Below are 26,284 nucleotides of genomic sequence, written 5' to 3'. Positions count from 1 at the left end.
GGGTGGCGGACGGCGAAACGGAGAGCGGCATGGAGCAGATCGGAGAAGTGCGGGGCGGGGAAGGGCAGGACGGAGCATCGTTCGCCGGGGGCACCGGCGCGCAGGACACCCGGACGGCCGACGGCACGGCGCACGAGGGCCCGCCGGGCGACGGCGACGGCGAGACGGTCGCGGGCGGCTCCGCCGGGGGCGGGACGCGGCGGCTGTTCGTCCGGGCCGGGCGGCACAGCGGCGCGTACACCGCCGCGCTCTGCCTGGTCACCACAGCCGCCGCGGGCGCGGCTCTCGCCCTGCCCGCGATGCTCGGCATCGCCCTGGACCGGCTGCTCGCCGACTCCCCCGACGCGCCCCGCGCCCTCGCCCTGTGCGCCGCGCTGACCGTGGCGACCATCCTCCTCGACGCCGCCGAGACCGTGCTCAACGGCGTCACCACCGCCCGTACCACCGCCTGGCTGCGCCGCCGCCTGCTCGGCGCCGCGCTGGCCACCGAGCCGCACCGCGCCGCCCGGCTGGCCACCGGCGACCTCGTCACCCGCGCCACCGGAAACGCCGCCCACGCCGGTGCCGCCCCGGCCGCCGCCGCCTCCACCCTCGGCGCCCTGCTGACCCCGGTCGGCGCGCTCGTCGCGCTGGCCGTCATCGACCCCTGGCTGGCCGTGGTCCTCGGCGTCGGCACACCCGTACTGGTCCTCCTGCTGCGCGCGTTCGTCCGCAGCGCGGGCGACTGCGTGACGCGCTACCAGGAGGCGCAGGCCGCCATCGCGGCGCGGCTGGCCGAGGCCCTGGCCGGGGCGCGGACCATCGCCGCCGCCGGTACCGTCGGCCGCGAACGGCGCCGCGCGCTGGGCCCGTTGCCGGAGCTGAGCCGGCACGGCCACCGGATGTGGCACGTGCAGGGCCGCGCCACGGCGCAGGCGGCCGTCGTCGTGCCGCTGCTCCAGCTCGCCGTCGTCGCCGTCGCCGGACTCAGCCTCGGCGCCGGCCGGCTGAGCGTGGGCGAGCTGCTGGCGGCGGGCCGGTACGCGATGCTCGCCGGCGGCATCGGCGTCCTGGTCGGCCACGTCAACACCCTCGTACGCAGCCGGGCGGCGGCGCTGCGGCTGACGCCGGTACTGCGGCTGCCCCCGGTCCCGTACGGACACGACGCCGCACCGGCGGACGGCGGCGGGCGGCTGGAGCTGCGCGGGGTCACGGTGCGACGCGGCGGGCGGACCGTGCTGCGCGAGCTGGATCTGACGGTGCCGGCGGGGACGACGGTCGCGGTGGTGGGGCGTTCGGGCGCCGGCAAGTCGCTGCTCGCCGCGGTCGCGGGGCGGCTCACCGACCCGGACGCGGGCGACGTACGCCTCGACGGCGTGCCGCTGGCCGCGCTGGCCCGCACCGAACTGCGGGCGGCGGTGGCCTACGCGTTCGCGCGCCCCGCGCTGCTCGGCGGCACGGTCGCGGACGCCCTCGCGTACGCCGACGCGCGCACCCCGGTCGCGGCCGGCCGGGTGGCCGCGGCGGCGCGGGCCGCCGACGCGGACACCTTCGTACGCGCCCTCCCCGCCGGCTACGCCACCCCGGCGGCGGACGCGCCGCTGTCCGGGGGTGAGCTGCAACGGCTGGGCCTGGCACGCGCGTTCGCCCGCGACGCGCGGCTGCTGATCATGGATGACGCGCTCTCCGGACTCGACGCGGCGACGGAACTCCGCATCGAGCGGGCGCTGCTGGCGCCGGCCGGAGCGGGGCCGGGTGCCGCGCCCGGTCCGGCGGGAGGGGCGGACGACCCGCACGGCGGGGCCGTGGGCGGTGCGGAGGGCGGTGCCCAGGGGGGTGGTGCCGCCCTCCGCAGCGGCACGGGCCGGAGCCGGCTGGTCGTGGCACACCGGGCGGCGACCGCGGCGCGCGCCGACCTCGTCGCATGGCTGGACGGCGGCCGGGTCCGGGCGCTGCGCCCGCACGCGGAGCTGTGCGCCGACCCGGCGTACCGCGCCCTGTGGTCGCAGGAGCCGCCCGATGGGTGAGCGCAGGACCGGGCGCCGCCCCACCGGACCGGACCCGGGCCCGGCTGCGGCCACCGGCTCTCCCGGTCCGGCCCCCACTTCCCGGGCAGCGGGTGACCGCACCCGCGCGTACCCTGCCCGGCCGCACAAGGAGCCCACCGATGCGTGACCGAGACACCGGGCAACGCCCCGCAGACCGGGGCCGCGTCGCCCCGCAGGCCGGGCCCTCCGACCCCGCGCCCGGGCTGCGGGTGCTCGTGCCCGCCGGGCTGCGGTTCCTGCGGCGCCGAAGGCGGGTCGTCGGGGCGGTGGCCGGGTGGTCGGCCGTCGAGGCGTTCCAGACCTTCCTGCTCGGGCACGCCCTCGCGCGGGCCGTCGACCGGGGGTTCCTGGCCGACCGTCCCGGAGTGGGGCTCGCCTGGCTCGCCGCCGCGGCGGTGGGCGTCGCGGTCGGGGCGTTCGGGACGCTGCGGGTGTACGGGGCCGTCGCCCGGCTGACCGAGGATCTGCGGGACACGCTCGTCCGGCGCGTCGTCACCGGAGCGCTGGAGCGCGCGGCGGGCCGGGCGCGGGCCGAAGGGCCGGCGGCGGTCTCGCGGCTGACCCATCAGGTGGAGATCGCCCGCGACGGCTTCGCGGGGCTCGTGATGGTGACCCGGTCCTTCGTCGTCACCGCCGCCGCCGCGTTGCTGGGGCTGCTGACGCTGGCGCCGCCGCTGCTGCTCGTGGTGCTGCCGCCGCTGGTGGCGGGCCTGGTGGTCTTCGGCTGGTCGCTGCGCCCGCTGTCCCGCTGCCAGCGGGACTTCCTCGCCGCCGACGAGGCGCTGGCCGCCGGGCTGGGGTCGGTCGTGGACGGCCTGCGCGACGTGGTCGCCTGCGGCGGCGAGCGGCGCGCGGGCGACGCCGTACGGGCCCGTGTGGACGCCGAGCTGGCCGCCGCGACGGCGCTGGCGCGCTGGGGCACGATGCGGGACGTCGCCGTGGGCGTCGGCGGCCGGCTCCCGGTGCTCGCCCTGCTGCTGGCCGCGCCGTGGCTGCTGACTCGCGGAGTGACGGCGGGCGCGCTGGTGGGCGCGCTGGCGTACCTGACCCAGGCGCTGCTCCCGGCGCTGCAGTCGCTGGTCTTCGGCCTCGGCGGCACGGGCGCCCGGCTGACGGTGGTGGCGGGCAGGTTGTACGCCGCGGGCCCCCCGCACCCGGCCGCCGGGGACGGCGGGGGCGGGCGCGTCCCGGCCGGCGAGGTCACCGGGCGTCCGCACACGGCGGGCTCCGCCCCTCCCTCCGGCACCTCCACGGCACCCGGCACCCGCCGCCCCCTTGCCCCCGGTGCCGTGCTCGAACTGCGGCGGGTGTCCTTCCGGTACGGGCCCCGCTCCGACGCCGTCATCCGCGGGCTCGACCTCGTCGTCCGGGACGGGGAGCACCTGGCCGTCGTGGGACCCAGCGGCATCGGGAAGTCGACGCTGGCGAGCCTGGCGGCCGGGCTCGTGGCGCCCGGGGAGGGCGAGGTGCGCCGGGCCGGCCGCCCCGTGCTGCTGCCGCAGGAGGCGTACGTGTTCGGCGGCAGCCTCCGCGACAACCTCGCCTATCTGTGCCCCTCCCCCGTGGACGACGCGGAACTGCGCCGCTCCGTGCACGCCGTCGGCGCGGGGCCGCTCGTGGCCCGGCTCGGCGGGCTGGACGCGGCGCTGCGGCCCGCGGAGCTGTCGGCCGGCGAGCGGCAGCTCCTCGCGCTCGCCCGCGCGCACCTCGCGCCGCCGCGGCTCGCGCTGCTCGACGAGGCGACGTGCCACCTCGACCCGGCCGCGGAGGCCGTCGCGGAGCGGGCGTTCGCGCGCCGGCCGGGCGGCACGCTCGTGGTCTTCGCGCACCGTGTCGCGTCGGCGGCGCGGGCGGACCGGGTGCTGGTGCTGGACGGGATGTCCGCGCTGGCGGGCACGCACGACGAACTGCTGGCGGGCTCGCCCTTCTACCGCGAGCTGACCGGCGCCGGCGGCACGACCGCCGCCCTGCGACCCGTACCCACGCGCCCGGGACCCTGATCCGGTCCGGCACCCACGGCCGGCCGCGGGTGCGGAACCGCCGCCCGCAGCCCGCCCGGCCCGGCACGAAACCGCCGGGCCGGCGGCACGTACGTACCCGCCGGACCCGCCGCCCGTCCTTCCCGTCCGCCCGGGCCGCGCCCGGGTGGACGGGAAGACGCATCAGAGCCAGCCGGCGCTGTCCGCTATGCGGATGGCGTCGACACGGTTGCGCGCGCCCGTCTTGCGGATCACCGCGGCGAGGTAGTTGCGGACCGTGCCGCCCGCCAGATGCAGGGCCGCCGCGATCTCGGCGACCGGGGCCCCCTCCGCCGCGGCCGCCAGCACCGCCAGCTCCCGGTGGGTCAGCGGCATGTCCGCCGCCCTCAGGAAGTCGCTTGCCAGGGCCTCGTCGACATACCGCTCGCCCGTCGCCACCCGCCGGATGCCGGCGACCAGCCGCTCCGGCGCCGAGTCCTTGCTGACGTAGCCCCGCACGTCGGCCCGCGAGGCCCGCCGCAGCAGCCCCGGCCGTCCCGCCTCGGTGAGGATCACCGCCCTTCCCGCGGCGGTGTCCGCAAGCCCGGACCACGCGCCGTCGCCGTCCACCACGCAGACCTGCGCCTGCCAGTCGTCCGCCGGTCTTCGCTCGTGACGCCATGACGTCGTGAGTACGTCGAGATCCTGTTCTCCCCCCAGCAGGACGGCCAGCGCCGATCTGATGAGCATCGTGTCGTGTATCAACAGCACGCGGATCACTGAGCGCCCCCTCGTCACCCGGAACCGAGCCCGACGGGGTCACGGTCGGTCCGCTTATGAATACACGGAGACACCACCGGTTTGCGCGCGTAGTTCCGGACATCGTGGTGCGAGCAGGGCGCACAACCCGGCGGACAGACCGACCGCGCGCCCCCGTCCGGGCCCTTGACAGACCATCGGCGCCGGTGAATGCAGAAGGCCGGCCGCGCGCTTCCGCGCCGCGGCCGGCCCTCGTGCTTGTGAACTCCGCGTCAGCCGCCCGTCTCCGCGTCGGCGGCGTGCAGGGCCCGTTCGAGAACCGCGGCGCCCTCCTCCGCCTCGGCGACGGTCAGGGACAGCGGGGGCGCGATGCGCAGCGTCTCACCGGACTTGCCGCGGCCGACGAGCAGTCCGCCCGCGCGGGCGTGCTCCAGCACCGCCGCGGCGTGCCCCGGGGTGGCCAGCTCGATGCCGATCATCAGGCCCCGGCCGCGCACCTCGCGCACCGAGGCGATGCCCGCCGCGGCGGCCCGCAGCCGCTCGATGAGCAGGCCGCCGACGCGGCGGGCGTTGCCCTGCAGGTCGTGCTCCAGCACGTAGCCGAGGTTGGCCAGGCCCGCGGCCATGGTGACCGGGCTGCCGCCGAACGTGGACAGGGAGTTGGCGTCCAGGCAGTTCATGATCTCGGCGCGGGCGACCACGCCGCCGATGGAGGCGCCGTTGCCGATCCCCTTGGCGAAGGTGAGCATGTCCGGCGGCCCGTTGCCCGCGTGCGCCTGCCAGCCCCAGAAGTGGTCGCCGGTGCGGCCCCAGCCCGACTGCACCTCGTCGGTGATCCACAGGATCCCCTCCTCGGCGAGCACCTCGCGGAACGCGGCGTACAGGCCGTCGGGCGGGGAGGTGAAGCCGCCGACGCCCTGGACGGGCTCGGCGATGAGGGCGGCGACGCCGCGGGTCTGGGAGAGCATGTCGCGCAGGTCGGCGACGCAGGCGTCGATGAACGCGGCGTCGTCGAGGTCGGCGAAGGGCCCCGCGGTGCGGATGCCGCCGTGGACGTAGAGGGTCTGCAGCGGGGACAGGCTGGTGGGTGACCAGGCGCGGTTGCCGGTGATGCCGACCGCGGTGAAGGAGCGGCCGTGGTAGCTGTTGCGCATGGCCAGCACCTGGTTGGAGCCGCGGTACGTGCTCGCCAGCAGCAGGGCCGTGTCGGTGGCCTCGGTGCCGGAGGTGGTGAAGAAGACCCGGGCGTCGGGGATGCCGGACAACTGCGCGATGCGCTCGGCCAGCTCCACCATCGGGCGGTTGAGGTAGAGGGTGGAGGTGTGCAGGATGCGGCCGGCCTGCTCGGCGACCGCCTTGGTGACCTCCGGGAGGGCATGGGCGGTCATGGTGGTGAGGATGCCGCCGAAGAAGTCGAGGTAGCGGTTGCCCTCGGCGTCCCAGACGTGCCGGCCCTCCCCGTGGGTGATCTCGATGGGCTCGGCGTAGTAGAGCGCCATCCAGTCGGGCAGGACGGCCCGGTGCCGGGCGAGCAGATCGCGGTGTACGCCGCCGCCGTTCGCGGCGCTCACGGCTGCACCAGGTCCCCGTACGCGTCCGGGCGGCGGTCCCGGTAGAAGGCCCACTGCTGGCGGACCTCCTCGATCATGCCGAAGTCCAGGTCGCGCACCACCAGTTCCTCCTCCTTGTCGCTCGCGACGTCGCCGACGAACTGGCCGCGCGGGTCGACGAAGTAGCTCGTGCCGTAGAAGTCGTTGTCGCCGTACTCCTCGACGCCGACGCGGTTGATGGCGGCGATGAAGTACTCGTTGGCGACGGCGGCCGCGGGCTGCTCCAGTTGCCACAGGTACGCCGACAGGCCGCGGGAGGTCGCCGAGGGGTTGTAGACGAGCTGGGCGCCGCCGAGGCCGAGGGCGCGCCATCCCTCGGGGAAGTGCCGGTCGTAGCAGATGTAGACGCCGACCTTGCCGACGGCGGTGTCGAAGACCGGCCAGCCGGCGTTGCCCGGTTTGAAGTAGTACTTCTCCCAGAATCCCTTGACTTGCGGGATGTGGTGTTTGCGGTATTTGCCGAGCACCGTGCCGTCGGCGTCGATGACGACGGCGGTGTTGTAGTAGAAGCCCTCCTGCTCGACCTCGAAGACGGGGACGACCACGACCATGCCGGTCTCGCGGGCGAGCGCCTGCATGCGCACGACGGTGGGCCCGTCCGGCACGGGCTCGGCCCAGCGGTAGTGCTCGGGCTCCTGCACCTGGCAGAAGTAGGGCGCGTTGAAGACCTCCTGGAAGCCGATGATGCGGGCGCCGCGGGCGGCGGCGGCTCTCGCGTGCTCCTCGTGCTTCGCGATCATCGACTCGGTGTCGCCGGTCCACGTCGCCTGGACGAGTGCGGCGCGTACAACGTTGGCCATGGCTGCTCCTCGGACGGGACGCCGGAGGCTCTACGCACGTAGAAGCCGGGCGGATCTCTGAACGTAAGTCGCCGCGGTGGCGCTGGCAAGAGCGGCGCACCGAACGCCGGGAGGCCGGAACGGCCCGGCTCAGGCGGATTCGGGCGCACCGGGCAGACCCGCGGAGCGCATCGCGAGGGCGAGCCGGCGGTGCCGCTGGGCAGGCCCGCGGCGGGCGGCGCGCAGCAACTGCGGCACGAGCCGGCCGGGATCGGCCCCGGCCAGCTCGACGGCCTCGTCGGTGCTGCGGGCGCCGGCGAAGGCGTCGAGCAGTTCCTCCGACTCCCGGTCGCGGCCCGCGCGGTGGAGGGCGGAGAGGATCGCGGCCAGCTCGGGTACGGGCCGGGCGGCGGCGTGCCGGACGAGCTGCAGCGCCTCGCGCGCACGGCCGGCGGCGGCGAACGCGTCCGCGGCCCCGGTCAGCCGCTCGGGGGGCAGCGCGGCGGCCTCCCACAGCAGGGTCGCCACCTCGGCGGTGCCGGCGGTGCGCTCCAGTTCGGCGGCGAGGTCGGGCAGCGTCTCCGGCGGGCCCGCCGCGGCGGCGCTGAGCCGGGCGTACGCCTCGCCGGTACGGCCCGCGTCGCGCAGGGCGGCCACGGCGGCGGCGGTCTCACCGGCGAGCCGTCGTGCCGCGGCGCGCCGGGCGGCGTCACGCTCGGCCTCCGCGGCGTCCTTCCGGCGCCGCCCGCCGCCCCCGGGCCCGGCGCCGGCGAACCGGGCGCCACGGGGCGGCGGTACGGAAGGCAGGGCGGCAGCACCGGCGGCGGGCTCCGGGGCCCCGACCGAGGGCGGGCCGTCCGCCTTCTCGGCACCGGGGCCCGGGAACCGGGCGCTCCCGGGCGGGGGCGTCACGGCTGCGCCGGCCTCGGCGCCGGACCCGCCGGCGCCGCCGGAACCGGGCGGCGGACCGGCACCGGCCGCACCCGCGGCAGGTTCGGCACCGCTCCCGGCGGCGCCCGGCGGCACGCCCTCGTACGCGCCGCCCAGGGCGGGCAGCACCGGCGGCGGCGCCGCGGCGGCTCCCGCGAACCGGGCACCCCGGAGTGCCGCCGGGTGCGGGGGCCCGGGCTCCCGCCCCGCCGTCTGCCGCGCCAGCGCCTCGATCCGGCCGCGCAGTTCCGTACAGCGGGCGGACGCGCGGGCGGCGTCGTCGCGCACCCAGGCCAGCTCGTCCTCCAGTTGCTGCGCCGTCCAGGGGTTGCGCTCCACCGCCAGCCGGCCGCGCAGCAGCTCGGCGCCGTCTTCCGCCGCGCGGTGCTCCGCGAGCCGGGCGCGGAGCACCGCAGTCAGGGCGGCGCGGTCGGGGCGGCGGGCGTCGTGGGCCGCGACGGCGGCGCGGTGCAGGTCGCGGGCGCGCGGCAGCGCCGCCTCCGCCGTGCGCCGGCCGCCGTGCTCGGCCAGGTCGTGCAGAAGCGACTCGACGACATCCCACGGGGGCAAAACGGAGCCGTCCAGGCAGGCTCGCAGCCCGTCGGGATCGCCGCGGCGAAAGACTCCGTACCAGCCGGACTCTTCGTCCAGCCATCCCGTGATCTGCCGTAAGAATCGTGCAAATTCCGCCATTTCCGGCGGCAGCGATTGTTCCGCCACGGCGGGTATTCGACACCCGCTTTATTTCGTCCGCGCTACGGGGGCTTTGCAGTGGCGGTAAACGGAACCCGATGGACGGCGGCCTCGAACAACGTTGCGGACGACCGCTAGCATGCCCCGTCATGAGCGAACCCATCCTCGTCCTCGTCTCGGCCGCCGCCGGCCTCCTGGCCGGCGCCGCGCTCGGGTGGTACGCGCGCGGCTCCCTCGGCGGGCGCCGCCACCGACGCCGGGAGCGCTTCTTCGGGCTGCCGCGCAACTCGGAGGCCCTGGTGGTGGTGAACCGGGACGCCGGCGGCGGGGACTGGAGCGTGGCCAAGCACGACGCGCTCGCCCTGCTGGAGCTGTCCGCGGTGATCAAGTCCTGCGGTGCGCACGCCCAGGTCGTCGCGCAGGACACGGCGCAGCAGACGTTCGGCGACCGCACCGAGTTCTGCGTCGGCACCCCGATATCCAACCGCCGCATGGCCGCGCACATGCAGTCCCTGCTGCCGGGCGTACGGATCAACACCGACCCCGAGCCGGGCCCCGACCGCGGTGCGTTCGCGGTGGGCACGGAGCGCTACCGGCTGGAGAACGGGGTCAGCGAGCACGTGCTCCTGGCCCGGCTCTCCGCCGGCCAGGAGGCCAGGCCCGTCTTCCTCTCCTGCGGCCAGCGCTCCATCACCAACCAGGCGGCGATGCGCTATCTGGTGAAGAACGAGAGCCGGCTGCACCGGAAGTACGGCAGCAGCTCTTTCGTGCTGTTGCTGAAGGTCGTCAACTCGCAGTCGTACGGACCCGATGTGGTGGAACTCGTCGGGGACGTGACCAAGCAGGCGCAGACGCCGCCCGCCCAGCCGGCGGGGAAGCACGGCAAGTCGTGACCCCGCCCCGCCGCGCCCGCGCGGCCGGAGCGCGCGCCCGGCGGCCGCCGCGGCGCTGGTGCCGACCTAGGTACGCATTCGCTCCCTGAGTACCTAGCCTGTCGGGCGAGTTGCGGGAGAGGAGCCCCCGGGTATGGGCGACGCCAAGCCGGTGTACCAGCGCATCGCCGACGATCTGCGCGAGCGGATCGACGGCGGCGAGCTGTCCGTGGGGGCGCAGATCCCGTCGCGCTCCCAGCTCAAGCGCGCGTACGCGGCGAGCGATCAGACCGTGGACCGCGCCGTGCGGGTGCTGAAGGCCGCCGGCTACGCCCAGGGGCAGTTCGGCCGCGGCGTGTTCGTCGCCGACCGCACGCCCGTGGGCAGCCTGCTGCGCAGCACGGGAGCGGTCGACTCCCCCTTCGCCGCCCGGCTGGTGCCCGACGGCGTGGCGCTGACCTGGGAGGCGGTCTCCACGCCCGCGCCCGCCCCGCGGGAGGCCGCCAGGCGGCTCGGGATCCCGGCGGGCGACCGGGTGATGTGCACGCAGTACGAGTACCTGGCCGACCGCAAGCCGGTGCAGCTGGCCGTGAGCTGGGAGCCGCTGGCGCTCACGGACGGCACGGACGTGGTCTTCCCCGAGCGCGGCCCGTACGCCAGGCGCGGCGTGCGCGGCCGGTTCGCGGCCATCGGGATCCGGGTGGTGCGGGCCGCGGAGCTGGTCGGCTCGCGGTCGGCGACGACGGCGGAGGCGGAGGCCCTGGGCTGCGCGCCCGGGCAGTGCGTGACGACCGTGGAGCGCACGCACTACGACGAGCGCGGCCGGGCGGTGGAGACCTCCGAGGCGGTGGTGCGGGCCGACCGCTGGCGGCTCCAGTACGACATCGCGTTCACCGGCTGACGCGCCGCCGCGCGGCGGGCGTCAGCCCTCCGCGACCTCGCCGTACATCTGGGACAGCTCCGGCGCCCCGTTCGCCGCCCACTCGGCGCCGATCTCCAGCACGTCCATCTCCCGCCCCGAGGCCAGCCGCACCAGCGGGGCGCCGTCCTCCGTGTCGATCACCCACTGCGCGTCCGTGATCGTCCGTACGATCACCGTGCCCAGGTAGAGCCCCGCGTCACTGCCCAGCCAGGGCGTGATCTCCGGGTCGTCCCGCCAGCGCGGCAGCAGTTGGTCCAGCTCCTCCAGCGACCTCGGGGTGTCGTCCAGCTCGACGCCCGCCGACTCCGCCTGGACGCGCAGCAGTTCGCATTCGCTCAGCAGCTCGGTGACGCCCTCCTGGTCGACCGACGTGTCCGTGTGCGGCGTCCGCTGCTCAGGCCCGGAGCCGTGCCGTCTGCGCCAGTTGTCGAGGAAGGAGATGTTCATGCCCCCAGCCTCGCATCCGGGCAGGCGGCAGCACCACAGGCGCGCGGATCCGATTCGCTCACCAGGTGTTTCCCGGAACGCCGTCTTGACCGTTCACTCGTGTCTCTCTAGCTTCATTGCGCCCCCCTGAGATGACTGGTCATGTCGAGACGCCGAACCGGGACCCGGAGGGCCACCTTGCGGATTCGCCTCGTCACCACCGCCACCCTGCTCACACTCGCCGCCACCGCCGTACCGGTGGCCGCCCAAGCCGCCGAACGGCCCGGCGGGCCACAGCCGTTGGCCAAGCTCTTCGACAACACCGCCGTCAGCGACGACGCCGACCCCGGCGCCGCGGACTTCGACGGCGCCGGCAGCTCCCTCTCCGCCCGGGACCTGGCCGCCGCCGGCTGGACGCCCGGACGCAGGCTGGACATCGACGCGGCCGGGCTGCGGCTCCCGCGCTACGGCCGCGGCGCACCCGACAACGTCGTCGCCGACGGCCAGTCCGTCGCGCTGCACGGCAAGGGCAACGCCGTCTCCCTGCTCGTCGCCGGGTCCACCGCCGGCGGCCCGGGCGCCGGGGTCTCCGGCACCGGCACCGTGCGGTACGCGGACGGCAGCTCCAGCCCGTACAGCCTGACCGCGCCGGACTGGCGCACCGGGCCGCTCACCACCAAGGCGCTGGCCCTGCCGCGGATCAACACCCCCGAGGGGCCGCGCGCCGAGGCCACCCGGCTGTACGCCGTGACCGTGCCGGTCACCCGCGGCAAGCCGATCACCTCGCTCACGCTGCCCGACGACCCGGGTCCCGAGTCCGACCTGCACGTCTTCGCCGCCTCCGTACGGGCGGAAGCCACCGGCTGGACCGGGAGCTGGGCCGCCAGCACCTCCGGGTACACCGCCGTGGGGCCGTGGCAGGACCGGACGCTGCGCCTGGTGGTGCACGCCGGCGCGGGCGGCGACACCACCCGGGTGCGGCTGGCCAACACCTTCGCCGCCTCGCCGGTGCGGTTCGGGCAGGCGACCGTCGCCGTGCAGGGCGAGGGCGCCGCGACCGCCGGCCGGCCGGTGCCGCTGACGTTCGGCGGCAAGACCGGCACCACGGTCGCGGCCGGCGCCGAGGCGGTCAGCGACCCGGCCCGCTTCACCGTGCCGCCCGGGTCGAACCTGCTGGTCAGCATCCATCTGCCGGAGACGGTCAGCGCCGCGCCGGTGCACGCACTGGCCATGCAGACCTCGTACATCACCGCCGACGGCAGCGGCAACCGCACCGCCGACTCCGGCGCCGGCGCCTTCACCGGCACCATCGGCACCTGGCCGTTCCTCACCGGCATCGACGTGCGCGGCGGCCCCGGCTCCGTCGTCACGCTCGGCGACTCCATCACCGACGGGCACAGCTCCGGCACCGGCACCAACCAGCGCTGGCCCGATGTGCTCGCCGCCCGGCTGCGCGCTCAGGACGACGTGCCCCGCTACGGCGTGCTCAACCACGGCATCTCCGCGAACCGCATCGTCACGGACCGGTACAAGGGCGACGGCGTGAGCAGCGACGTCGGGGGCGTCAGCGCCCAGCACCGGCTGGAGCGCGACGTGCTGGCGCAGACCTCGGCCCGTACCGTCGTGGTCTTCGAGGGCATCAACGACGTCCGCGCGGGCACCAGCGCGGACGAGGTGATCGCCGGGCTGCGCAGCATCTCCGAGCGGGCGCAGGCCCGCGGGCTGCGGGTGGTGGCCGCGACCATCGCGCCGTGCGAGGGCTACGGCGACTGCAGCCCCGCGGTCGACGCGCGGCGGACCGCGGTCAACGACTACATCCGCGCCCACGCGAGCGGAGCGGACGCCGAGTTCGACGCGCTGCTCGACTTCGACGCCGTGCTGCGCGACCCCGAGCGGCCGCAGCGGCTGCTGCCGGCGTACGACAGCGGCGACCACCTCCACCCCGGTCCCGCGGGGCTGAAGGCGGCGGCGGACTCGATCGACCTCGGGCTGCTCGTGCCGCGCCCGTAGCGCCGCTCGCCGCACCCGGCCCGTGACGGCCTAGAGGTCGAGGTCGACGACGACGGGGGCGTGGTCGGACGGGTTCTTGTCCTTGCCCGGCCGCCGCGCCTCCCGGTCGACGTAGGAGTCGGTGACGGCGGCGGTGAACGGCGCGTTGGCGTAGACGTGGTCGATGCGCATGCCCTTGTTCTTCTGGAAGCCGAGCTGGCGGTAGTCCCAGAAGGTGAAGGGGATGTCGTACTTCAGCGCGCGCGGGTAGACCTCGCTGAGCCCGGCGGACTTCTGCAGCTCGACGAGGGCCGTGCGCTCGGCCTCGCTGACGTGCGTGTGCCCGCCGAAGAGGGAGATGTCCCAGACGTCCTCGTCCTTGGGCGCCACGTTGTAGTCCCCGAGGAGGGCGTACGGCCGCTCGCCCGGGGCCTCTTCCGCGGCCATCGCCCGCAGGGCCTCCAGCCAGCGCAGCTTGTACGCGTAGTGATCGTGGCCGACGTCGCGGCCGTTCGGCACGTACAGCGACCAGACGCGTACTCGACCGCACGTCGCGCCCAGGGCGCGGGGCTCGTTCGCGCCGTCGTACTGCGGCTGGTCCGGCAGGTCCACGGTGACGTCGGCCAGGCCCGTCCTGGAGACGACCGCCACCCCGTTCCACCGGCCGTCGGCGCGGATCGCCGACTCGTACCCCAGATCGGCCAGCGCGGCGCCCGGGAACGCCTCTTCCGTGCACTTCAGCTCCTGGAAACACACCACGTCGGGCGCGGTCTCCTCAAGCCACTGCAGGATGCGGGGCAGCCGGGGATTGATGCCGTTGACGTTCCACGTAGCGATGCGCACAGCCATGCCCACAACCTACCCCGCCCCTCTGACACCGGGCCCGGGGCTCCCGTCGCCCCGGCCCGTACCCCTCCAGGCCGGCGGGGGCGGAGGACTACACGGTGAGGGTCGTGCCCCGTTTCAGGTGGATGTGCTCCGCGCCGCCCGTGCCCGGGCCGTTCGGGCCCAGCAGGCGGCCGTAGAGCTGCGGCGCGAGGTCGGACAGGAGTGCGTCGTGGACGTCGACGGCGCGGCGGGGGGCGACCTCGCGGACGTAGTCGATCACCTCGGCGACCTTGTTCCACGGCGCCATCACCGGCAGCAGCAGCGTCTCGACGTCCCGGTCCGGCACGGTCAGCGCGTCCCCGGGGTGGAAGACGGCACCGTCCACGACATAGCCGACGTTGGTGACCCGCGGGATGTCCGGGTGGATCACGGCGTGCAGTTGACCGTGCACCTCGACCTCGAAGCCGGCGGCGGTGATCACGTCGCCCTCGCCGACGGTGTGCACCCGCCCGGGGAAGGCCGCGGAGACCTGCTCCGCCACGCTGCGCAGCGTCCACAACTGCGCCGCGGGGTCGGCGTCGAGCGCGGCGCGCAGCCGGCCCTCGTCGAAGTGGTCGGGGTGCTCGTGCGTGACGAGCAGGACGTCCGCGCCGACCGCCGCGTCCGGCTCGCTGTACCCGCCGGGGTCGATGACGAGCACCGCGCCGTCCTTGACCAGCCGGACGCAGGAGTGCCCCTTCTTCGTCAATTCCATGATGCCGGTGACAACTCCTCGTCAGTACTCCGTCGTGGACACCGTACGCACCACGAGGTTCTCGGGGTCCGCGGTGTTGACGACGATGGACACGTCCGGGCGCGCGCCGGGCTGCTTGAGCTTCAGCCCGGACCAGTCCCCCTCGGTGAAGTCCCAGCCGGCGTTGTCCGCCTGCGCGGGGGTGATGGGGTTGAGCCCGTCCTTCAGCCGCGGCCGGGGCCGTACGTCCGAGCGCGAGAACGTCGTCTCCAGATACTCGTCCACGGACTCCTGCGGGGCGATGAAGTCGACGTACAGGGCGCTGTCGTGCAGCGCGTTCTGCTCGTAGTAGCGGATGTACCCGGCACCGCCGGGGACGGGCACCTGGTAGATGCGGCGCAGCAGGCGCGGCGGCCAGCCCGGCTCCATGTCGGTGAACGCGGCGCGCTCGGCCTTGTCGCGGCCGCTCTCGCGGCTCTGCTGGGTGGAGATCCAGCCGTAGACCAGCGGGATGCCGACGAGCAGCGCGATGGCGAGGTACGCCTTCCAGGAACGGGCGACGCGGCGCGGGGGGCGGTGGGGCATGTGCCCATTGTGTGCGGGATCGGGGTCGTGCCGGCGCACGGGACGCTCGCCGGAGTCCTGCAGGGTCACTTTCCGACCACCTGCGCGAACCGCTCGTAGCGCTCGACCCGCCGCCGGTTGGTACGGCGGAACCTCCGGGCCACCAGCCGGGCCAGGTCCGCGGCGCCGACGAGACCGGCGTCGTTGCCGAGGCGGGCGCGTACTATCCGCGCCTCCGGCCGGTAGCCGCGGCCGGTCAGGCTGCGGCCGAAGGCGTCCTGGGCGGGCTTGATGAGCAGGTCGTCGGCGGCGCTGACGCCGCCGCCGATGACGAAGCAGGAGGGGTCGAGGGCGGCGGCGAGGTTGGCGATGCCGACGCCGAGCCACTGGCCGATGTCCTGCAGCAGCTCTATGCACATCGCGTCGCCCTCGCGGGCCAGCTCGGTGATGAGCGGACCCGTGATGTCGCCGACGTTGCCCTTGACGCGGTCGATGATCCCGTACGCGACCGGGGACTCCGCCGCGGCCAGCTCGCGGGCCTCGCGGACCAGCGCGTTGCCGGAGCTGTACTGCTCCCAGCAGCCGCGGTTGCCGCACGGGCAGCGGTGCCCGCCGGGCACCACCTGCATATGGCCGAACTCCCCGGCCACCCCGTACTTGCCACGCTTGACCTGGCCGTCCTCCAGGATGGCGCCGCCGATGCCGGTGCCCAGCGTGATCATGACGAGGTAGTCCTCGCCGCGGCCCGCGCCGAAGCGCCACTCCGCCCAGGCGGCGGCGTTGGCGTCGTTGTCGACCATCACGGGGACCCGCAGCCGCTCGGAGAGCGCGTCGCGCAGCGGCTCGTTCCGCCAGGACAGGTGCGGGGCGAAGAGCACCCGGCTGCGGTCGGCGTCGATCCAGCCGGCCGCGCCGATGCCGACGGCGTGCACGTCGTGGCGCTCGGAGAGGTCGAGGACCAGCTCGACGATCACGTCCTCGACGACCTTGGGGCTCTTGGACTTGTCGGGTGTCTCGGTGGTCGCGCGCTCCAGGATGTGCCCGTCGGCGTCGACGACGCCGGCGGCGACCTTGGTGCCGCCGATGTCGATGCCCACGGTGGGCACCCGGGGCGCGGTCAGGTGCGAGCGCCGCTCGCGGTGGCTCACGCTGCGCAGCACGGTGGCGCGGGCGGTGCTGCCGTGCGGTGTCCTCTCGGCGGCCGTCACGGGCGCTCCCCTGGCCCGGGCCGGGGATGCGGCTCGGTGGGTGCGGGTGATCGCAAGGGGTGGCCCCTTCCCCTGTCGGGAGTCGCTGACGTGTGCCGATTCTGCCTCACAGGCCCCCTCCACCGCACGGCGGAGTGGGCAGCGCGCGGCCGCGGCGCCGCGCACCGCCGCCGTAGGGTACGGCGGCGGCCGCGGCGTACGGAATCGGCCGTGGTCAGACCCCTTTTTCCGGCTGCAGCTCGGGTTTTGCCCGCTGCAGCTCGTGGCTGAGCTGCTCCAGCTCGCTGCCGCCGGCCATCTGCCGGGTCAGCTCGTCCAGGGTGATGCCGGCGCGGGTGTGGCTGCCCGCCATGGCGCCGCGCTTGAGCAGGATGAACCGGTCGCCGACGAGGTAGGCGTGGTGCGGGTTGTGGGTGATCAGCACGACGCCGAGGCCGTGATCGCGGGCGGCGGCGACGTACTTCAGCACCACGCCGGACTGCTTGACGCCCAGCGCCGCCGTCGGCTCGTCCAGGACCAGCACCTTGGCGCCGAAGTAGATCGCCCGGGCGATCGCCACCGACTGCCGCTCGCCGCCGGACAGGGTGCCGATGGGCTGGTCCACGTCCCGCAGGTCGATACCCATGCGCAGCAGCTCGGCGCGGGTGGTGGCGCGCATCTTCGGCACGTCGAGCCGGCGCAGCGGGCCGCGGCCCAGCGTCGGCTCCGAGCCGAGGAAGAAATTGCGCCACACGGGCATCAGCGGCACCACCGCGAGGTCCTGGTAGACGGTGGCGATGCCCCGGTCCAGCGCCTCGCGCGGGTTCGACAGCCGGGAGTCCCGGCCGTCGATGCGGAAGCTGCCGGCGTCGTGCCGGTGCAGCCCGGAGATGATCTTGATGAGAGTGGACTTGCCCGCGCCGTTGTCGCCGAGCACGCAGGTGATCTCGCCGGGGTGCACCTGAAGGGAGACGCCTTCGAGCGCGCGAATGTTGCCGTAGTACTTACTGACGTCCGCCAGCTCCACCAGCGGCCGGCCCACCGCGGCCCCGGCGGCCGCCCCGGTCCCGGCCGTGTCGTCCGTGGCCTTCGTCATCTGGCCGCCTCCGCGCGCTTGCGTACCCAGGAGTTGAGGATCGTGGCCAGCAGCAGCATCGCGCCGAGGAAGAACCAGAACCAGTCCGAGTCCCACTGCGCGTAGACGATGCCCTGCTTGGCCATGCCGAAGATCAGCGCACCGATCGCGGCGCCGATCGCCGAGCCGTAGCCGCCGGTCAGCAGACAGCCGCCGATCACGGCCGCGGCGATGTAGTGCAGCTCCAGTCCGCGGCCCTCCGCGGACTGGACCACGCCGGAGAACGAGAACAGCAGGTGCTGCCCGGAGATCCAGGCCGCCACCGCGACGCCGAGGTAGAGACCGATCTTGGTGCGGTGGACGGGGACGCCGACCGCGCGGGCCGCGTCCTTGCCGCCGCCCACCGCGAAGATCCAGTTGCCCCAGCGGGTACGCAGCAGGACCCAGGTGGCCAGCGCCACCAGCCCGATCCACCACAGGATCGTCACCCGGAGCTTGAACGAGCCCATGTCGATGGACGAGGCGAAGAGCACCCGCGCCGACTCGAAGCCCTGCATGTCCTCGATGGACTTCGTCGAGACCGTGCCCTGGATCCTCTTGGTGATGCCGATGTTGGCGCCCCAGAGCATCAGGTACGTGCCCAGCGTGATGATGAAGCTGGGCAGCCCGGTGCGGACCAGCATGTAGCCGTTGAAGAAGCCGATGGCGAGGGTGACCAGCAGCGAGACGAAGACGCCCACCCAGACGTTGGCGGTCATCTCGTACGCGAACATCGTCGACGTCAGCGCCGCGGAGGTGACCAGCACGCCCGCCGAGAGGTCGAACTCGCCGCCGATCATCAGCAGCGCCACCGGCACCGCCATGATGCCGATGGTGGAAGCCGCGTACAGCACGGTGTCCAGGCTGGACAGGAAGCTGTCCGCGATCACGGCGAAGAAGAGGAAGACCGCGACGGCGCCGATCACCGAACCCAGCTCGGGGCGGCCGAGGAGCCGGTGCAGCGGGGAGGCGTGCAGCAGGCGTTCGTCCGGCGCCTTCGTGTCCGCCGGAAGGGTGGTGGTCATCGGGTGCCGCGCTCCGTGAACTTCTTCAGGTCGGGGGCGTCCTCCTCGGTGACGACGGCGGGACCGGTCAGCACCGTCTGGCCGCCGCCGATGACGTTGCCGTTCGTCTCGTACAGCCACAGCTCGTCGACCGCGAGGTAGCCCTGCAGATAGGGCTGCTGGTCCACGGCGAAGGTGAGCTCCTTGCTCTCCAGCGACGCCGCCACGGCCGCGTTCAGGTCGAAGGTCGCGACCTCCGCCTTGCTGCCGGAGGCGCCCTTCGCCTCGACCGCCGACGCGGCGACGTCCGCGTTGAGGGTGACGACCGAGTCGATGCCGCCGTCCGCCTCCAGCTTCGCCTGGATCCCCGAGAGCACCGCGGGCTTGCTCGCGCCGTCCACGGTCAGGTTCTCCACCGAGCCCGAGAAGGTCTTCTCCACGCCGGCGCAGCGCTGCTCCAGGCCGACGTTGCCCTGCTCGTGGATGACACAGACGGCCTTCTTGCGGCCGCGCTCGTTCAGCTCCTCGCCGACCGCCTCGCCGGCGACCGACTCCTCCTGGCCGATGTGGCTCAGCGCCCCGTACTCCTCGGAGAACTCCGCGCCGGAGTTGATCGTCACCACCGGGATGCCGGCGTCCACGGCGGCCTGCACCGCGCTCTTCATCGCCTCCGGCTTGGCGAGCGTGACGATGATGCCGTCGACCTTCTTGTCGACGAACGTCTGGACCAGCCGCGCCTGCTCGTCGTCCTTCTCGCTGTTGGCGTAGAGGAACTCGACGTTGTCCTTGGCGGCGGCCTGCTTGGAACCGCTCTGGACGATGTCCCAGAAGGTGTCGCCGGGCGCGGAGTGGGTCACCATGGCTATCTCCATGCGCGGCGTGTTCACGCCACCGCCGCCGCCCCCGCCGCCCTCGTTCTCCTCGGCGTCCTTGCCGCCGGAGTCGCTGCAGCCCGCGGCGGCGACCGCCAGCAGGGTGGTCATCGCCGCCGCTGCGAACACACGCGTGCTACGGGCCATACGGCTGCGCGCCATCTGGGTACCCGCCTTTCTTCCCTGGTCGTCCCCCGCCGCCCGCGCGGCGGCTGGAGGTGTTCTAGCCGGGGGCGGGGGCCGAGTCAATGCCTTGTCCGATCATTCTGACCCGCGGCTACCCGCGAGTCACCCCGTGGGTCCCCGCCAGGTCAGCCCCGGTCGAGCAACTGGAACTCGAAGCTGTAGCGCGAGGCCCGGTACAAGTGCGAACCGAACTCCACCCCGCGCCCCGTGTCGTCGTACGTGAACCGCTCCATCGTCAGCACCGCCGCGCCCTCCTCCTCCCCCAGCCGCTCCGCCTCCGCGGCCGTGGCGGGCCGGGCGCCGACCCGCTGGCGGGCGCTGTGCAGCGCGATGCCGGCGGCGCGCAGCACCCGGTAGAGACCCGTCGACTCCAGCTCCTCCGCGCGCAGCCCGACCAGCTCGGCGGGCAGGTGGTTGCAGAGCACGGCGACCGGCTCGCCATGGGTCAGCCGCAGCCGGTCCACGCGGATGACGTCGGCGCCCTCGGCGATACCGAGGGCCGCTGCGACGTCCGCGGGCGCCTGCACCTCGGCCACCCCCAGCACCCGGGTGGCGGGCCGCTGCCCGGCAGCCTCCAGGTCGTCGTAGAGGCTGGTCAGGCCGAGCGGGCGGCGCACCTGGCTGTGGACGACCTGGGTGCCGATGCCCCTCTTGCGCACGAGCAGCCCCTTGTCGACCAGCGACTGGATGGCCTGCCGCACGGTGGGCCGGGACAGGCCGAGCCGGGCCGCCAGTTCGATCTCGTTGCCGAGCAGGCTGCCGGGGGTCAGCGCCCCCTGCTCGATCGCCGCCTCCAGTTGCTGCGACAACTGGAAGTACAGCGGGACCGGGCTGCTGCGGTCCACACCGAGCCGGAGGGCCGGGACGGGGCCTGTGCCGCGCTTCGTCACGCTCCGGAGCGTAACGGTCCGGCCGGGCCACCGGAAGGCTTCACGTCAGGTTGTCCTGACAATTGACAATGCTGCTGGCCACGGGAGATTTTGAGGCCATGCGCATCGGACTCCTCGGCACCGGCAGGATCGGCGCCTTCCACGCGGCCGCGCTGCGGCGACACCCGGACGTCACCTCCCTCGTCGTGACCGACGCGGACCCGCGCCGGGCCGCCGAGGTCGCGGCCCGTACGGACGCCGAGGCGGTGGCCACGCCCGCCGACGCCCTGGCCGCAGGAGTGGACGCCGTGGTGATCGCCGCCGCCACCGCCGCGCACGCGGAGCTGCTGGGCGCGGCGGCGCGGGCCGGCCTGCCGGTGTTCTGCGAGAAGCCGATCGCCGTCGACCTGGCGGGCACCCGGGCCGCGCTCGCGGAGGTGGCGGCGGCCGGGATCGTGCTGCAGATGGGCTTCATGCGCCGCTTCGACGCGGGGTACACCGCGGCCCGGGAGGCGGTGCGCGGCGGGCGCCTGGGGCGGCTGCACACCGTACGGACCGCCACCTCCGACCCGGCGCCGCCGCCGGCCGCGTACCTGCCGCTGTCCGGGGGGCTGTACCGGGACTGCGTGATCCACGACGTCGACGCGCTGCGGTGGGTGACGGGCCGGGAGGTCACCGAGGTGTACGCGGCGGGTTCGGACGCGGGCCCGGCGATGTTCCGCGAGGCCGGCGACGTCGACACCGCGGCGGCGCTGCTCACCCTGGACGACGGCACGCTGGCCACCGCGACGGCGACCCGCGTCAACGGGGCGGGCTACGACGTCCGGATGGAACTGGCGGGCGAGCGCGACCAGATCGCGGTGGGCCTGGACGAGCGGACGCCGCTCACCTCCGTCGAGCCGGGCGTGCCGGCGCAGGGCGGCAAGCCGTGGCAGGGCTTCCTGGAGCGCTTCGGGCCGGCGTACGAGGCGGAGCTGGCGGCGTTCGTCCGGGTGGTCCGCGGCGAGCTGGCCAACCCGTGCGACGGGGCGGAGGCGCTGGCGGCGCTGCACGTGGTGGAGGCGTGCGAGCTGTCCCGCCGGGAGCGCCGTCCGGTGCGGGTGGCGGAGATCGCGGCGGCGCCGTAGCGCGTCGAGGGGCCGCCCCGGGCGGGTGCCGTCAGGCCGGGGCGAGGCGGGCCAGGAGGTCGGCGGCGCGCTTGGCGACCTCCTCGCGGTCGCCGCCGGACAGGGCCGAGCCCATGCCGACGCCCACCGCGCCCGCGGCGATCCAGTCGGGCGCCTCGGCGATCGAGATCCCGCCGGTCGGCAGCACCGCGGCCTGCGGCAGCGCGGCCCGTACGTCCTTGACCCAGCCCGGCTCGTGCGCCGAGGCCGGGAAGAGCTTCATGACGTCCACGCCCAGCTCCAGCGCGCGCACCATCTCGGTGGGCGTGGCGACGCCGGCGAAGACCGGGATGCCGTAGCGGTGCGCGGTGGCGACCACGTCGGCGTCGAGGTTGGGCGCGACGAGGTAGCGGGCGCCGGCGTCGACGGCCAGCCGCGCCGAGGCGGCGTCCAGCACCGTGCCGGCGCCGATGACCGCCTCCGTGCCGACCTCGCGGCGCAGCGAGCTGACCAGCTCCAGCGCGAAGGGCGTGGTCAGCGAGATCTCCAGGCTGCTGATCCCGGCGGACAGCAGCGAGTCGGCGGTGGCGGCGGCACCGTCGTAGGTGTCGCTGCGGACGATGGCGACGACCCGCTGTGCCAGCGCGGCCCGGGTGATCTCCCAGCGGTACACGGTGTTTCCTCCGGCTGTTCTCTCTGGGCGGTGCGCGGTTCCGCGGTGCGGGTACGGCGGTACGTCTCGTACGGGCCGTGCGCTCAGCGGTGGACCGGGTCGCCGCCTGCGGTGAACGCGGCGAGCGCGCGGTCGCGGGCGGCGGCGGTCGGCAGCCCGTCGGTGTCGGTCACGGTCTGGATGACGAGGGCGGCGACGCAGGCGCCCTCGGCGAGGGCGCGGTCCAGCGGCAGGTCCCGCAGCCGGGCGGAGAGGAACCCGGTGGCGAAGGCGTCGCCGGCGCCGACGGGGTCGGCGAGCTGTACGTCGTACGGCGGCTGGTCGACGCGCGCGCCGGCGGCGGTGAGCGCGGTGGCGGTGTGGTCGGCGCGCTTGATCACCACGGTGTCCGTACGGCCGCGCAGCAGCCGGGCGGCGGCGTCGTCGGCGGGCTCGCCGGTCAGCGTTTCGAGCTCGTCGTCGCCGGCGAGCAGCAGGTCGGCCTCGGCGAGCAGCGGGCCGACGACCTCGGCCCAGCGCTCGGGCCCGGCGAGCTTGCGGCGGACGTTGGGGTCGAAGGAGACCAAGGCACCGGCCGCGTGGGCGAGTTCGATCAGCTTGACCGTCGCCTCGGCGGCGGACGGCGACAGGATCGGCGTGATGCCGGAGATGTGCAGCACCCGCACGCCCTCGACGACCTCGGGGCTGATGTGCTCGGGGGCGAGCCGGGAGGCGGCGGAACCGGCGCGGTAGTACTGCACGTCGATGGCGCGCTGCGGATGGCTGTCGCGGAGCAGCATGCCGGTGGGCGCGTCGGGGTCGACGTCCGCGTACGACACGTCCACGCCGTCCGCGCGGAGTTGGGCGAGGACGGCCTCCCCCGCGGGGTCCGCGCCGACGCGGCCGAACCAGCGGGCCCGGTGCCCGAGCCGGGCGAGCCCGGCGGCGACGTTCGACTCGGCGCCGCCGATGGCGCGGCGGAAGTTCACGGCGCGCGCCAGCGGCATCCCGGGCTCGGCCAGCATCAGCAGCATGGCCTCGCCGCAGGTCAGCACCTCCGGTGCGGGTTCCGCCATCAGTTCCTCCACGGTGACGGGGCACGTTCGTGCTCCGAACGTTATCCCGGCCGGCGCCCGCGCCGGTATGGCGGGGTGCCCGCCGCGGGCCCGGGTACGGGCCGCTCAGGGCGCCGGGTGCGGACGTGAGTCCATGCCGGAGCGCGGGTAAGTCCATTGCCTCCGGGGCGGGTCGGGGCGACGCTCGACGCTGCGTGACGTGTGCACTACACCCCCCGAGATCCCGGAGGTTCCGGATGCCCGTCCCCCGCCCGGCCGTCGTCGGCGCCGTACTCCTGGCCCTGGGCTTGAGCCCGCTCGCCGTCCCGCCGGCCGCCGGTGCGCCACCGCCGCCGGTCGGGGCCGGCGACATCAGCCCGACCCCGCGCTCCGTCGAGGCGCGCGACGACAGCGTCACCGTGACCCGCACCGTCACCCTCGTCACCGGGTCCGAGCCCGACGGGCCCGCGCTCGCCGTCGCCGAGAAGGCGCTGCGCGACGCGGGGGCCGAGGACGTACGGCGTACCGCGACCGCGCCGGCGGAGAGCGGCGGGCTGACCGTCTACCTCGGCGGCCCCGACGCCAACCCCGCCTCCGCCGCCGCACTCGGCGCCCTCGGCGTCGAGGGCCCCGGCGGGCTGCCCGCCGACGGCTACGTCCTGGCCGCCGGCACCGCCGAGCCGGGCGGCGACACCCCCGGCGGCGACGGCATCGTGCTGGCCGGCACGGACGCCACCGGCACCTACTACGCCGCCGAGAGCCTGCGCCAGCTCCTCCCCCACCGCGACTCCCCCGGCACCCGCGTCGCCGGCACCGCCGTCCGCGACTGGCCGGGCACCGGCTGGCGCGGCGCCATCGAGGGCTTCTACGGCGTCCCCTGGTCCCACGAATCGCGCCTGGACCAGCTCTCGTTCTACGGCGAGCACAAGATGAACATCTACGTCTACTCGCCCAAGGACGACCCGTACCTGCGCGAGCGCTGGCGCGAGCCGTACCCCGCGGACGAACTCGCCCGCATCGCCGAGCTGGTCGAGCGCGCCCGCGCCCACCACGTCGAGTTCACCTACGCCCTCTCCCCCGGCCTGTCGGTCTGCTACAGCTCCGACGCGGACGTGCAGGCGCTGAACGACAAGTTCCAGACCCTGTGGGACATCGGCGTGCGCACCTTCGCGGTGCCGCTGGACGACATCAGCTACACCGACTGGAACTGCGCCGCGGACGAGGAGCGCTTCGGCACCGGCGGCGGCGCCGCGGGCGCGGCGCAGGCGCATCTGCTCAACCGCGTCAACCGCGAGTTCGTCCGCACCCACGACGGCGCCGAGCCGCTGCAGATGGTGCCGACGGAGTACTACAACACCACCCCGTCCCCGTACAAGAAGGCGCTCGCCGAGCAGTTGGACGAGGACGTGCTGGTGGAGTGGACCGGCATCGGCGTCGTCGCGCCCGTGATGACCGTCGCGCAGGCGCGCGACGCCCGCGAGGTCTTCGGCCACCCGATCCTGACCTGGGACAACTACCCGGTCAACGACTACGCGCAGGAGCGGCTGCTGCTCGGCCCGTTCAACGGCCGGGAGAAGGGGCTGCCGGGCGAGCTGGCCGGGATCACCGCCAACCCGATGAACCAGGCCGCCGCGTCGAAGATCGCGCTGTACACGGTCGCCGACTTCGCCTGGAACGACGCCGCGTACGACGCGCGGGAGTCCTGGGCCGGGGCGCTCGCCGAGGTGGCGGGCGGCGACCGGCGCACCACCGCCGCGCTCCGGGCCTTCGCCGACGCCTCGTACGGCTCGGCGCTCAACCCCGGGCAGGCGCCGGAACTGTCGGCGGCCATCGCCGCGTACTGGGACCGCGGCGACGAAGACGCCCTGGACGACGCGCTGTCAGCCCTGGAGGCCGCACCCGGCGTGCTGCGCGACCGGCTGCCGGACCGGGCGTTCGTCGAGGAGTCAGGGCCCTGGCTGGACGCGACCCGCGACTGGGGCACCGCGACGCGCACCGCCCTCAGGATGGTCGAGGCCGCGCGCGACGGTGACGGCGATCGCGCCTGGCAGCTGCGGCAGCGGCTGCCGGAGCTGGTGGACCGGGCGAAGTCGCACATCTACACGGGACTCGGCGGGCGCGAGGTGAAGGTCGTCGTCGGTGAGGGCGTGCTCGACGCCTTCGTCGCGGACGCCGCGGCGGTGCACGACGGCTCGCTGGGGCTGCCCCCGCGGCCGAAGGGCGCGACGAACCTCGGTACGTACCAGGGCAACACCGTGGACCGGATGACCGACGGCGACGACTCCACGTTCTTCTGGAGCGACGGGGCGCCGCGCGCCGGTTCGTGGGTGAGCGTGGACCTGCACGGTGAGCGGGAGATCGGCGAGGTGACCCTGGCGATGGCCAAGTCCGGCAGCCCGAACGACTATCTCGCGCAGGGCGTGCTGGAGTACTCCGCGGACGGCGAGACGTGGACGGAGCTGGCGGCCTTCTCCGGCAAGCCGGTCGTCGAGGCGACGGCGCCGGAGGGCACGAAGGCGCGGTACGTGCGTGCCAGGTCGACGGCGGGGCAGGGCAACTGGCTGGTGGTACGGGAGTTCACCGTCGCCGGCGGCGGCTCGACCACGACGGCCGGCGGCCCGCCGGCTGCCGAGGGCAGTTCCCTGGCCGCCGCCGCGGACGGCAACACCGCCTCCGTCTACCGCGCCGCGCGGGCACCGCAGGCCGGCGAGTCGCTGGACATCCGCTTCGCGGAGCCGCGCGCGGCGAAGTCCCTGGTCGTGCTCCGCCCCCAGAGCGCGCCGAACGCGGGCGCGACGGTGCAGGTACGCAACGAGCCGGACGGCCCGTGGCGTACGGCGGGCATGCTGGCCGGCGCGTACACCGAACTCCGCGTACCGGGCGGGGCGGTGGCGGAGGTCCGGCTGCACTGGTCCGGCGGCGGCGCCGTGCCGCAGATCACGGACGTGGGGGTGATCGGAAGCTGAGCACGGCGGCGGCCCGGCGGCGAACTGACGCAGCCGCCGGGCCGCCGCGGTCCCCGGGCCCTTGCGGGCGCTTGGCCGAGGGTGCCCGCACGCGGTTCGACGACCGCGGACGGCCGACGGGACCCGGGCCGGGCCGCGGCGGTGGAGTGGGCCCGGCCGGGACCTCCATCGGTCCGTCGGACG

General features: G+C 74.9%; 22 protein-coding genes. 7 read left to right on the top strand and 15 right to left on the bottom strand.

The genetic code is table 11. From position 1 onward, the window contains the following. The first annotated feature begins 29 nt into the window (after nucleotides 1-29). Together ABGA99_RS02330 and ABGA99_RS02325 are read left to right on the top strand one after the other, a co-directional pair. Nucleotides 30-2,006, top strand: a complete 1,977-nt coding sequence (locus ABGA99_RS02330; protein ID WP_347582050.1) for an ABC transporter ATP-binding protein — start codon at nucleotides 30-32, stop codon at nucleotides 2,004-2,006. A gap of 230 nt (nucleotides 2,007-2,236) precedes the next feature. Then, entirely contained in the window at nucleotides 2,237-4,027 is a 1,791-nt protein-coding gene (locus ABGA99_RS02325; protein WP_347582080.1) for an ABC transporter ATP-binding protein, read from the top strand. Between the two features lie 162 nt (nucleotides 4,028-4,189). Here the strand turns inward: ABGA99_RS02325 and ABGA99_RS02320 are convergent, their stop codons facing one another. From ABGA99_RS02320 to ABGA99_RS02305, 4 genes are all read right to left on the bottom strand, one after another. Next, nucleotides 4,190-4,765 (bottom strand): response regulator transcription factor, encoded by a 576-nt coding sequence (locus ABGA99_RS02320; RefSeq protein WP_347582049.1) that lies wholly within the window; start codon nucleotides 4,763-4,765, stop codon nucleotides 4,190-4,192. Between the two features lie 251 nt (nucleotides 4,766-5,016). Further along, nucleotides 5,017-6,243: an aspartate aminotransferase family protein gene (locus tag ABGA99_RS02315; protein WP_347576123.1), complete on the bottom strand. Its 1,227-nt coding sequence runs from the start codon at nucleotides 6,241-6,243 to the stop codon at nucleotides 5,017-5,019. A gap of 68 nt (nucleotides 6,244-6,311) precedes the next feature. Beyond that, nucleotides 6,312-7,154, bottom strand: coding sequence for a nitrilase-related carbon-nitrogen hydrolase (locus tag ABGA99_RS02310; RefSeq protein ID WP_347575929.1), 843 nt, complete (start codon nucleotides 7,152-7,154; stop codon nucleotides 6,312-6,314). A 129-nt stretch (nucleotides 7,155-7,283) separates the two neighbouring features. Further along, on the bottom strand, nucleotides 7,284-8,756 hold the full coding sequence (locus tag ABGA99_RS02305; protein WP_347582048.1) for a hypothetical protein: 1,473 nt from the start codon (nucleotides 8,754-8,756) through the stop codon (nucleotides 7,284-7,286). Between the two features lie 149 nt (nucleotides 8,757-8,905). On the opposite strand from ABGA99_RS02305, the gene ABGA99_RS02300 reads away from it, so the two are divergent. Both ABGA99_RS02300 and ABGA99_RS02295 read left to right on the top strand, forming a co-directional pair. Further along, a complete protein-coding gene (locus ABGA99_RS02300; protein ID WP_347575931.1) occupies nucleotides 8,906-9,649 on the top strand; it encodes a hypothetical protein in 744 nt (247 codons plus the stop codon). Between the two features lie 133 nt (nucleotides 9,650-9,782). Then, the gene (locus tag ABGA99_RS02295) at nucleotides 9,783-10,529 is read left to right on the top strand and encodes a GntR family transcriptional regulator (protein ID WP_347575932.1); all 747 of its coding nucleotides are present in this window, start codon (nucleotides 9,783-9,785) and stop codon (nucleotides 10,527-10,529) included. A gap of 21 nt (nucleotides 10,530-10,550) precedes the next feature. Here ABGA99_RS02295 and ABGA99_RS02290 read toward each other — a convergent pair whose 3' ends face one another. After that, entirely contained in the window at nucleotides 10,551-10,997 is a 447-nt protein-coding gene (locus ABGA99_RS02290; protein ID WP_347582047.1) for a DUF6278 family protein, read from the bottom strand. A gap of 177 nt (nucleotides 10,998-11,174) precedes the next feature. On the opposite strand from ABGA99_RS02290, the gene ABGA99_RS02285 reads away from it, so the two are divergent. Continuing rightward, nucleotides 11,175-12,986: an SGNH/GDSL hydrolase family protein gene (locus ABGA99_RS02285; RefSeq protein WP_347575934.1), complete on the top strand. Its 1,812-nt coding sequence runs from the start codon at nucleotides 11,175-11,177 to the stop codon at nucleotides 12,984-12,986. A gap of 30 nt (nucleotides 12,987-13,016) precedes the next feature. Here the strand turns inward: ABGA99_RS02285 and ABGA99_RS02280 are convergent, their stop codons facing one another. From ABGA99_RS02280 to ABGA99_RS02245, 8 genes are all read right to left on the bottom strand, one after another. Then, complete coding sequence (locus ABGA99_RS02280; protein ID WP_347582079.1) at nucleotides 13,017-13,808, bottom strand: exodeoxyribonuclease III; 792 nt, start codon at nucleotides 13,806-13,808, stop codon at nucleotides 13,017-13,019. Nucleotides 13,809-13,902: 94 nt separating this feature from the next. After that, nucleotides 13,903-14,547 carry an MBL fold metallo-hydrolase gene (locus ABGA99_RS02275; RefSeq protein ID WP_347575935.1) on the bottom strand — a complete coding sequence of 215 codons (645 nt, stop codon included), beginning with the start codon at nucleotides 14,545-14,547 and terminating at the stop codon, nucleotides 13,903-13,905. Between the two features lie 21 nt (nucleotides 14,548-14,568). Then, nucleotides 14,569-15,111: a hypothetical protein gene (locus ABGA99_RS02270; protein ID WP_347575936.1), complete on the bottom strand. Its 543-nt coding sequence runs from the start codon at nucleotides 15,109-15,111 to the stop codon at nucleotides 14,569-14,571. 65 nt (nucleotides 15,112-15,176) lie between these two features. After that, entirely contained in the window at nucleotides 15,177-16,298 is a 1,122-nt protein-coding gene (locus ABGA99_RS02265; protein ID WP_326799238.1) for an ROK family glucokinase, read from the bottom strand. 214 nt (nucleotides 16,299-16,512) lie between these two features. Next, a complete protein-coding gene (locus tag ABGA99_RS02260; RefSeq protein ID WP_347575937.1) occupies nucleotides 16,513-17,373 on the bottom strand; it encodes an ATP-binding cassette domain-containing protein in 861 nt (286 codons plus the stop codon). Then, entirely contained in the window at nucleotides 17,370-18,416 is a 1,047-nt protein-coding gene (locus ABGA99_RS02255) for an ABC transporter permease (RefSeq protein ID WP_347575938.1), read from the bottom strand. Before ABGA99_RS02255 ends, ABGA99_RS02260 begins: the two co-directional genes overlap by 4 nt. Further along, entirely contained in the window at nucleotides 18,413-19,414 is a 1,002-nt protein-coding gene (locus tag ABGA99_RS02250; protein ID WP_347575939.1) for a sugar ABC transporter substrate-binding protein, read from the bottom strand. The genes ABGA99_RS02255 and ABGA99_RS02250 overlap by 4 nt, the downstream gene beginning before the upstream one ends. Nucleotides 19,415-19,578: 164 nt before the next feature. Further along, nucleotides 19,579-20,343: a GntR family transcriptional regulator gene (locus tag ABGA99_RS02245; RefSeq protein WP_347575940.1), complete on the bottom strand. Its 765-nt coding sequence runs from the start codon at nucleotides 20,341-20,343 to the stop codon at nucleotides 19,579-19,581. A 98-nt stretch (nucleotides 20,344-20,441) separates the two neighbouring features. On the opposite strand from ABGA99_RS02245, the gene ABGA99_RS02240 reads away from it, so the two are divergent. Next, on the top strand, nucleotides 20,442-21,449 hold the full coding sequence (locus tag ABGA99_RS02240; protein WP_347575941.1) for a Gfo/Idh/MocA family oxidoreductase: 1,008 nt from the start codon (nucleotides 20,442-20,444) through the stop codon (nucleotides 21,447-21,449). A 31-nt stretch (nucleotides 21,450-21,480) separates the two neighbouring features. On the opposite strand, the gene ABGA99_RS02235 is transcribed toward ABGA99_RS02240, so the two are convergent. Continuing rightward, entirely contained in the window at nucleotides 21,481-22,101 is a 621-nt protein-coding gene (locus ABGA99_RS02235) for a 2-dehydro-3-deoxyphosphogluconate aldolase (protein ID WP_347575942.1), read from the bottom strand. An 83-nt stretch (nucleotides 22,102-22,184) separates the two neighbouring features. After that, entirely contained in the window at nucleotides 22,185-23,156 is a 972-nt protein-coding gene (locus ABGA99_RS02230) for a sugar kinase (protein ID WP_347582046.1), read from the bottom strand. A gap of 236 nt (nucleotides 23,157-23,392) precedes the next feature. Between ABGA99_RS02230 and ABGA99_RS02225 the strand changes: the two genes are divergently transcribed. After that, on the top strand, nucleotides 23,393-26,101 hold the full coding sequence (locus tag ABGA99_RS02225; protein WP_347575944.1) for a beta-N-acetylglucosaminidase domain-containing protein: 2,709 nt from the start codon (nucleotides 23,393-23,395) through the stop codon (nucleotides 26,099-26,101). Nucleotides 26,102-26,284: the final 183 nt, after the last annotated feature.

It is taken from the genome of Streptomyces sp. B5E4 (assembly GCF_039871555.1).
Classification (GTDB): domain Bacteria; phylum Actinomycetota; class Actinomycetes; order Streptomycetales; family Streptomycetaceae; genus Streptomyces.
Note: the sequence above shows the minus strand (reverse complement) of the source record. Positions and strands in the feature narration are given on the sequence as shown.

Excerpts from the sequence above, each read along its gene's own strand:
- ABGA99_RS02330 (WP_347582050.1), top strand. The coding sequence starts at position 30 with ATGGAGCAGATCGGAGAAGTGCGGGGCGGGGAAGGGCAGGACGGAGCA.
- ABGA99_RS02315 (WP_347576123.1), bottom strand. The coding sequence starts at position 6,243 with ATGGCGCTCTACTACGCCGAGCCCATCGAGATCACCCACGGGGAGGGC.
- ABGA99_RS02310 (WP_347575929.1), bottom strand. The coding sequence starts at position 7,154 with ATGGCCAACGTTGTACGCGCCGCACTCGTCCAGGCGACGTGGACCGGC.
- ABGA99_RS02305 (WP_347582048.1), bottom strand. The coding sequence starts at position 8,756 with ATGGCGGAATTTGCACGATTCTTACGGCAGATCACGGGATGGCTGGAC.
- ABGA99_RS02300 (WP_347575931.1), top strand. The coding sequence starts at position 8,906 with ATGAGCGAACCCATCCTCGTCCTCGTCTCGGCCGCCGCCGGCCTCCTG.
- ABGA99_RS02295 (WP_347575932.1), top strand. The coding sequence starts at position 9,783 with ATGGGCGACGCCAAGCCGGTGTACCAGCGCATCGCCGACGATCTGCGC.
- ABGA99_RS02290 (WP_347582047.1), bottom strand. The coding sequence starts at position 10,997 with ATGAACATCTCCTTCCTCGACAACTGGCGCAGACGGCACGGCTCCGGG.
- ABGA99_RS02275 (WP_347575935.1), bottom strand. The coding sequence starts at position 14,547 with ATGGAATTGACGAAGAAGGGGCACTCCTGCGTCCGGCTGGTCAAGGAC.
- ABGA99_RS02270 (WP_347575936.1), bottom strand. The coding sequence starts at position 15,111 with ATGCCCCACCGCCCCCCGCGCCGCGTCGCCCGTTCCTGGAAGGCGTAC.
- ABGA99_RS02260 (WP_347575937.1), bottom strand. The coding sequence starts at position 17,373 with ATGACGAAGGCCACGGACGACACGGCCGGGACCGGGGCGGCCGCCGGG.
- ABGA99_RS02255 (WP_347575938.1), bottom strand. The coding sequence starts at position 18,416 with ATGACCACCACCCTTCCGGCGGACACGAAGGCGCCGGACGAACGCCTG.
- ABGA99_RS02250 (WP_347575939.1), bottom strand. The coding sequence starts at position 19,414 with ATGGCCCGTAGCACGCGTGTGTTCGCAGCGGCGGCGATGACCACCCTG.
- ABGA99_RS02240 (WP_347575941.1), top strand. The coding sequence starts at position 20,442 with ATGCGCATCGGACTCCTCGGCACCGGCAGGATCGGCGCCTTCCACGCG.
- ABGA99_RS02230 (WP_347582046.1), bottom strand. The coding sequence starts at position 23,156 with ATGGCGGAACCCGCACCGGAGGTGCTGACCTGCGGCGAGGCCATGCTG.
- ABGA99_RS02225 (WP_347575944.1), top strand. The coding sequence starts at position 23,393 with ATGCCCGTCCCCCGCCCGGCCGTCGTCGGCGCCGTACTCCTGGCCCTG.